Genomic DNA, 4,834 nt, shown 5'->3' on the forward strand with positions numbered 1-4,834 from the left:
CCTCCACTCTTCCCCTCCCCGACGCTCTCCCGATCTCGCCTCCGCCCACGTGGCCGAAGCCGTGCGCTGTGCGCGGGCGGTGCTGGCGCTGGCTGAATCTCATGGCATCGATATGCCGATCACCCATGCCGTTTGCCGCGTCCTGTTCTATAACGTCGCGCCGCGCGATGCCGTCCACGCATTGCTGAGCCGCGACGCAAAAGCTGAATAACGGCGCTTCGCTTTATTCGCCACCCTCGAAGCCTGTCTGACGCCACGCCTCGAACGTCACGATCGCAACCGTATTCGACAGATTCAAACTCCTGTTTCCCGGGCGCATTGGCAAGCGGACGCGCCGTTCGTTCGTGAATTGTCCAAGCACCGCGTCCGACAAGCCGCGCGTTTCCGCGCCGAACACAAACCAGTCGCCTTCCTGGAACGCGTGCCCGAAAAACGGCGTGGCGCCGCGTGTGGTGAACGCGAACATGCGCGTCACGTCGGGTGTTTCCTTCTCGATAAAAGCGTCCCAGTTCGCATGGACGTGCATCTGTGCGTACTCGTGGTAATCGAGTCCGGCGCGGCGCATCTTGGCGTCATTGAGAGGAAATCCTAACGGCTCGATCAAATGAAGCCGTGCGCCCGTGTTGGCGCACAGCCGAATGACATTGCCAGTATTCGGGGGAATTTCGGGTTCGACCAGAACTACGTTGAACATAAGCGATGACTCAAAAGATTAGTCTTGCGGTGTGCGCAGCGCGACAAAGTTGGTGACACGCCGCGCGCCCGCGGTTTTCAGAGTACGGGCCAGCGCGTCGAGCGTGGCGCCGGAAGTCATGACGTCATCGACTATACCGACGTGTTTGCCGCGGACGTCGCGCAGCACTCTGAAGGCATCGCCGACATTGTGGCGGCGCGTATCGAGATCGAGCTTCGCTTGCGGCGCGGTATTGCGGGTACGCTCGATCAGCGTTGCATCTGCATGCGCACCCAGCCGGCGTGCCAACGGCTTGCCGATGGACCATGCCTGGTTGTAGCCGCGTGTCCTGAGACGCTTCCTGGACAAAGGCACCGGCGCAACGATATCCGGCGCGGCTTCATTGGAATCTTCGAACGTGGCTTGCAACTGGCGCGCGAATTCATCGGCGCCCGCGAGCCGCGCCTGAAACTTCAGCTCGAGCGCGAGTGTATCGAGTGGCGCGCGATAATCGGCGAGCGCGATGGTTGCATCGAAATGCGGCGGCTCGGTGATGCAAAGCCTGCAGCGTGACTGAGCGCGGGAGCGGTCTTCGCCGGGGCCGGCAAATACCGACATGGGCAATGCACAAATGAAGCAGCGCGTGCGTGCCTGGTTCCAATACTGCTCATCACAGCCGGCACACAACACTCGATGTGACAAATTGCCACACAATGCGCACTGACTCGGCAAAGCGATGTCGTGCAACCGCACAAACAAACGCGCGGCATCGATAAAGCCTTTTTGCAACAAGCCCAAACCTGCACTTGAAGCGAGGACTGAACGGCGCAGGATGAAGAGAAATTGTCGATCCATCAGTCCGATCCAAAGACGCGGAAACATTCCGAAATACTGGCTATAACGCCAGCGAACCGTTGTGGCGTCTGGTTTTGCTGAACGTTTTAACAATCGACCGAGTATACTTCGCACTCTTAGAAAACAGGTTGTCATGTCCTCAACTTCCGCCAACGCTGGCCGTCCGGCCTACGATTCGCGCCGTATCAGGCGGATTTTCGATCGCCGCGCCGCGAGTTTTGATGACGTCGCATTCCTGCCGCGCGAAATCGCGGTGCGCATGCGCGAGCGACTCGAGTACATCAAGGTCGCGCCCGTACGCGTGCTCGATGCCGGCTGTGGCATGGGGGCCGATCTGCCGGGGCTGCGCGAGCGGTTTGCGGATGCATCGGTGATCGGGCTTGATCTGTCGACTGGAATGCTGGACCGGGCGAATAAGGCCGAAACGGCGGAATCGGAAGCCAACGCCGGCTGGCGGCGTTTCCTGCCCGCCACGCTGGGCAAGGCTTTTGGCGCACGGGGTCCGCAACTGGCGCAGGGCGACTTCGCCGAGCTTCCGTTTTCCGCCGGTGCGTTCGAGATGCTGTGGTCGAACCTCGCGCTGCAATGGCACGCGCGGCCCGACCTCGTGTTCCCTGAATGGGCGCGCGTGCTGAAGGTGAACGGCCTGCTGATGTTCAGCACGCTCGGACCCGACACGCTGAAGGAGCTGAGCGGCGCTTACAAGCAGGCGGAGAAGTCCTTGGGATTGACGCCGCGGCGCCACACCATCGAATTTGTCGATATGCATGACCTGGGTGACATGCTTGTCGAAAGCGGTTTTGAGATTCCGGTGATGGATCAGGAAGTGCTGACAATCACCTACAAATCGCCGGAATCGTTGTTGAAAGACGTGCGTGGCTGGGGTGCGTTCCCCGTCGAGACGGGCGTGCAGCACGGACGCGCGTTGCGCGACGCGCTGCACGCAGCGCTGGAATCACGCCGTCGCGAAGATGGGACGATCCCGCTGACCTTCGAGGTGATTTACGGCCACGCCTGGAAGGCCGTGCCGCGAATGACGGCGGAAGGGCATGGAATCATCAGGCTGGAAGATATAGGACGCGGCCCGAAACGAAGCAAGTGAACAGTGCGGATTGCAGCAAAAGGGCTGGCAAAACGCACTCATGCCGAATTTAATGCACCCTTGACCGCCTCCTGGATACGCGCGTCGACAAGCATCCAAAAGGATGCGGCAAAAAGGCGCAGAGGCTTGTGCGGCTTGGCTTTGCGGCGGGCGCCACCTTGCTTGTGGATGCTGGGCAACACGCCTATAATGCGTCAGTTTGTCGCCTGGCTGGCATGAATTTCGTCGTCTTCATGGTGGCGGGTGAGCATTAAATGAACAGGGCTTGGCACTTGGCGAGAGCGCGGGTGAGACAACTCTGAAGCGGGAGACGGCGATGCAAGCAACCGATCTGCTGATGGACTCCGAGCCAGTCGTGAAAGACTGGTTGTTCAAGCGGAACTGTTCTGTCTCGCCGCGCCAGTTCGTAGCGTTTTATGTATCGCTGGCGCTGTTTTCGCTGCTGATCGCGAGTTTGCTGGTGTGGGCAGGCGCTTGGCTGGTGCTGCCTTTTACGGGTATCGAGTTGCTGGCGGTCGGTATCGCGTTCGTCATCTACGCGCGCCATGCTGTCGATTACGAGCGGATCCTGCTGTTTCACGACCGGCTTGTGATTGAACGCATGGACGCCGAAACCCTGACGCAGGTGGAATTCAATCCGCGCTGGGTTCGGGTGGAGCCGGGAGCGAGACCGAGAGATCCGGTCAAGCTAGTGTCGCGGGGCCAGTCGGTGCCTGTCGGGATTCATCTGGCACAGTACCGGCGCAAGCAGTTTGCCGTCGAGTTGCGCACATGGCTGATGCGCTGCAACTGACACGCGTCACCGGGTAGGTCGTTTCCGGGGAGGAGCGATGCATGAGTCGGGCGGATGCAAACGGGGGTCGAGGGTCTGAATGGAAATTTTGGGTAAGGAAGCTATGAAAACAATCAAGCGAGCCCTCTCGGGCGTGCTGGCGTTAAGCGGACTCCTGTTCGCCGGCGCAGCCCTGGCGGTCAGTGACGTTCCCGGCGGTCCTGGAGTGAACGAACTCAACTTCCAGACGCCCGTGACGAAGATCGCCGAGGAGCTCTACGGCCTCCATACGTTCATGCTGATCATCTGCACGGTGATTTTTATCGGCGTGTTCGGCGTGATGTTCTATTCCGTCCTGATGCACCGCAAGTCAAAGGGGCACAAGGCGTCGAATTTCCACGAGAGCACCACTGTCGAAATCATCTGGACGATCGTTCCGTTCGTGATCGTCGTGCTGATGGCGCTGCCGGCCACCAAGGCCGTGGTTGCCATGAAGGACACCACCAACGCCGACCTGACCGTGAAAGTGACCGGTTATCAGTGGAAGTGGGGCTATGACTATGTGAAGGGCCCGGGCGAAGGCATCAATTTCCTGTCCACGCTCACCACGCCGCGCAGCCAGGTCAATGGACAAGAGCCGATCGGCGAGCTGTATCTGCAGGAAGTCGACAATCCGCTCGTGGTTCCTGTCGACAAGAAAATTCGCATCATTACGACCGCCAATGACGTTGTTCACTCATGGTATGTCCCGGCATTCGGCGTGAAGCAGGACGCAATCCCCGGCTTCGTGCGCGACACGTGGTTCAAGGCCGAGAAGATCGGTACGTTTCGCGGCTTCTGTACCGAGTTGTGCGGCAAGGAACACGCTTACATGCCGGTTGTGGTCGAGGTGCTGTCTGCTGACGACTACAACAAGTGGGTCGATGGCCAGAAGAAGAAAATGGCCGCCAGCGCCGACGATCCGAACAAGACCTACACCATGGACGAACTGAAGGCGCGCGGCGAAAAGGTTTACACGTCGAACTGCGCGGTCTGCCACCAGCCTACGGGTAAGGGCGCGGGTCAGTTTCCGGCACTCGACGGCAGCAAGATCGCGAACGGTCCGATTGCCGAGCACGTGAGCATCGTGCTGAAGGGCAAGGGCGCAATGCCGAACTGGAGCGCGACATTGAATGACGTCGAGATCGCTTCGGTGATCACGTACGAACGCAACACGTGGGGTAACCACACGGGCGACATTCTCCAGCCCAAGCAAGTTGCCGATGCACGCAACGGCAAGATGCCGGAAGGCGGCGACCATCTGGCGGGAGCAAACAACCCGCCTAGAGCCCCAGTCGCCTTGGTACGCACCGCATCCACTGAGTAGTTTCCGAGTCTGCGCATCGGCGGTCTATGTCGATACCATTGAGACAAACCGGCACGGACGGGTTTG

4 protein-coding genes and 2 pseudogenes are annotated in these 4,834 nt (G+C 59.8%); 4 read left to right on the forward strand and 2 right to left on the reverse strand.

Translation table 11 applies throughout. From position 1 onward, the window contains the following. Window positions 1-211, forward strand: a pseudogene (locus ACRXB1_RS30630) (hypothetical protein); the annotation flags it as partial. Window positions 212-223: 12 nt separating this feature from the next. Here the strand turns inward: ACRXB1_RS30630 and trmL are convergent. Together trmL and ACRXB1_RS30640 are read right to left on the reverse strand one after the other, a co-directional pair. After that, the gene (gene trmL / locus ACRXB1_RS30635; RefSeq protein ID WP_449494180.1) at window positions 224-694 is read right to left on the reverse strand and encodes a tRNA (uridine(34)/cytosine(34)/5-carboxymethylaminomethyluridine(34)-2'-O)-methyltransferase TrmL; all 471 of its coding nucleotides are present in this window, start codon (window positions 692-694) and stop codon (window positions 224-226) included. An 18-nt stretch (window positions 695-712) separates the two neighbouring features. Continuing rightward, window positions 713-1,528 (reverse strand): ComF family protein, encoded by an 816-nt coding sequence (locus ACRXB1_RS30640; RefSeq protein WP_449494181.1) that lies wholly within the window; start codon window positions 1,526-1,528, stop codon window positions 713-715. A 133-nt stretch (window positions 1,529-1,661) separates the two neighbouring features. Between ACRXB1_RS30640 and ACRXB1_RS30645 the strand changes: the two genes are divergently transcribed. The 3 genes and pseudogenes from ACRXB1_RS30645 to coxB form a co-directional block, all read left to right on the forward strand. Continuing rightward, window positions 1,662-2,630 carry a methyltransferase domain-containing protein gene (locus ACRXB1_RS30645; protein WP_174362787.1) on the forward strand — a complete coding sequence of 323 codons (969 nt, stop codon included), beginning with the start codon at window positions 1,662-1,664 and terminating at the stop codon, window positions 2,628-2,630. A 316-nt stretch (window positions 2,631-2,946) separates the two neighbouring features. Beyond that, a complete protein-coding gene (locus ACRXB1_RS30650) occupies window positions 2,947-3,423 on the forward strand; it encodes a DUF2244 domain-containing protein (RefSeq protein ID WP_075359340.1) in 477 nt (158 codons plus the stop codon). Between the two features lie 79 nt (window positions 3,424-3,502). After that, window positions 3,503-4,714: pseudogene (coxB, locus tag ACRXB1_RS30655) on the forward strand (cytochrome c oxidase subunit II); the annotation flags it as partial. Window positions 4,715-4,834 lie beyond the last annotated feature (120 nt).

The sequence above is a fragment of the Caballeronia sp. M23-90 genome (assembly GCF_053574605.1).

Bases quoted from the DNA above. Each gene is read 5' to 3' on its own strand.
- trmL (WP_449494180.1), bottom strand. From the start codon at position 694: ATGTTCAACGTAGTTCTGGTCGAACCCGAAATTCCCCCGAATACTGGC.
- ACRXB1_RS30640 (WP_449494181.1), bottom strand. From the start codon at position 1,528: ATGGATCGACAATTTCTCTTCATCCTGCGCCGTTCAGTCCTCGCTTCA.
- ACRXB1_RS30645 (WP_174362787.1), top strand. From the start codon at position 1,662: ATGTCCTCAACTTCCGCCAACGCTGGCCGTCCGGCCTACGATTCGCGC.
- ACRXB1_RS30650 (WP_075359340.1), top strand. From the start codon at position 2,947: ATGCAAGCAACCGATCTGCTGATGGACTCCGAGCCAGTCGTGAAAGAC.